Source organism: Hydrogenophaga sp., from assembly GCF_026125825.1.
Taxonomy (GTDB): Bacteria; Pseudomonadota; Gammaproteobacteria; order Burkholderiales; family Burkholderiaceae_C; genus Hydrogenophaga.
Genome location: NZ_JAHCKK010000205.1, coordinates 1 through 2,237, shown reverse-complemented (window position 1 = coordinate 2,237; position 2,237 = coordinate 1). Strand labels below are relative to the sequence as shown.

General features: G+C 67.1%; 2 protein-coding genes and 1 pseudogene. All 3 read right to left on the bottom strand.

Going from position 1 to position 2,237, the window contains the following annotated elements; all coding sequences use genetic code 11:
- Nucleotides 1–182: pseudogene (locus KIT86_RS24940) on the bottom strand (flagellin); the annotation flags it as partial.
- 362 nt (nucleotides 183–544) lie between these two features.
- Entirely contained in the window at nucleotides 545–1,951 is a 1,407-nt protein-coding gene (gene fliD / locus KIT86_RS24935; RefSeq protein WP_297403411.1) for a flagellar filament capping protein FliD, read from the bottom strand.
- 162 nt (nucleotides 1,952–2,113) lie between these two features.
- Nucleotides 2,114–2,237 (bottom strand): flagellin (locus KIT86_RS24930; protein WP_297403412.1); only part of this gene is annotated, 124 nt, incomplete at its 5' end.

Sequence of the window (2,237 nt, the reverse complement as noted above, 5' to 3'; positions counted from 1 at the left end):
CTCAGGCCACGCACCTGGGCGTTCATGCGCTCGGAGATGGCCAGGCCGGCCGCGTCGTCCTTGGCGCTGTTGACGCGCAGGCCCGACGAGAGGCGCTGCATGGAGGTGGCCAGCGAGCTGGAGGTGGTGCCCAGGTTGCGCTGGGCGGTCATCGACATGACGTTCGTGTTGATGGTGGTCATAACTAACTCCGGTTGAGTGGTTGGGCTGACTGCCCGGCTGCCCGGGCCACGAACCCATGGAGAAGTTCGTTGCAACCTATTTCGGTGCCTGCCACGTTTTCTTGAGGAAATCGGCCCCCACCGCCGGCCGCCGCGGAAAAACGCACGAAAAAAAGCCCTGGTCGCGGTGCGCCAGGGCATTCGTGGGGCGAAACAGGGTGCGGCCGTTCTCTACTGAGTCGGAGCGCGAGCCGCAGCGAGAAAGAAAACACCCGCCAGAGGCATCGAGGGTCCGGCTCTGCCGGCCCCAGATGCCGTTCCCCCTCGAAGCGCCAAAGGCGCGCCACAGAGAGGGGAAGCCGCGCAGCGGCGCAGGGGGGTGTTCACGACGACTTGTTCCACTGGGCGATCTGCTGCGAGACGAAGGCGTTGAGCGAGTTGAACTGGCTCACCATCGCATCCATCGCGTTGTATTGCTTGAGGAAACGGGCCTCGGCGCGGGTGGCGCGCTCGTTGACCTTGTCCTGCTCCTTGGTGTTGCGCTTGGCGGCCTCGCGCATCGAGTCGGCGCGCGAGGTCAGCGTGCCGTTGGCGCCGGCGAAACCGTCGGCGAAGGTCTTGAGCTTTTCGCCAAAACCCTGCGCCGTGGGGTCGATGTGGTCGGCGTTGAAGAGGTTCTGCACCGCCTCGGGGTTGTCCAGTGCCTTGCCCAGCTTGGTGCTGTCCACGCTCATCTTGCCGCCGGACTTGATCTCGATGCCGATGTCGGCCAGCGTGGTGAACTCGCCGCCCGGCGTGAACGAGCGCATCATGCCGCGCAGCGCGTTCTGCAGGCCCACGGCCGTGCTATCGCCCTGCAGCGAGCCCGCCACCTTGGTGTCGGGGTTGTAGCCCGTGGTGCTGCTGAGCATGTCGTTGAGCGAGTTGTACGCATCGACGAAGGACTGGATGGTCTTGGTCATCGCCTCCTTGTCGTTGGTGATGGCAATCTCCACCGGCGCCGTCGTCGTCTGCGAGAACTGCAGGGTGATGCCGGGCAGGCCGTCCTTGTAGGTGTTGCTGGCCGACTCGATGGCGATGCCGTTGATGGTGGCCAGGGCGTTCGCGCCGTGCGTGATCTGCACGCCCGAGGCCACGCCACCTTGCACGGCCAGGCGCGAGAGGCCGGCGGCGGGGTCGCCATCGGCATCGGTCACCTGCATCTCGAAGCCCATGGCTTCGCCGGTTTCCTTGGAGCGCATCAGCAGGCGCTCGCCCGTGGCGTCGCGCAGCACGGTGGCGGTCACGCCGGCGTCGGCCGCGTTGATCTTGGCGGCGATCGCGGTGAGGGTGTCCTCGCCCTCGGCGATCTCGATGTCCACGGCGGCCTTGTCGCCCGCCACGAAGGAGCCCGAGCTCCAGTCGCCCAGCGTGATCTTCAGGCTGCCCGTGCCCATGGCCGTGTCCTTGGGCACCGCCAGCGTGGCCGTGGACTGGGCCCGGGCCAGTTGCGAGACCTCGACCGACATCGCCGTGGGGGCAGTGCCGGTGGCCACGGTGACACCGACGGCCGCGGCCAGCGAGGAGCTGCCTTTGACGGCCTTGAAGGCATTGGGGTCGGCCAGCTTGCTGCCGAGTTCGCCCAGGGAGTTCATCATCGACGACAGCGTGCCGAAGACCGAGATCTTGCTCTGGATCTTGGTGGCCTGCTTCTGCAGCCCCGCCAGCGGCGCGCGTTCGAGCGCGACCAGCTGCGAGACGATGGTGTCGATCGGGACGCCACTGCCCATGCCGGTGGAGGTGATGGCCATGTCAGGTCTCCGCGCCGGCGCGTGGCGCGGGCGTGTGGCGGGATGCAGGTCGGTTCTTCATGTTCTGTGTCCTCCGGGATGTACGCACCGCACGCCAGGGCATGCGGTCTGTGCATCCCGCAATCGCCGTGAGCAACGGCGCATGCGGATGTGCGCGCTCGGTCAGGAACGCAGCAGCGAGAGCACCCCCTGGGGAATCTGGTTGGCCTGGGCGACCATGGCGGTGCCGGCCTGTTGCAGGATCTGGGCGCGCGAGAGGTTGGAGGTCTCCTTGGCGAAGTCGGCG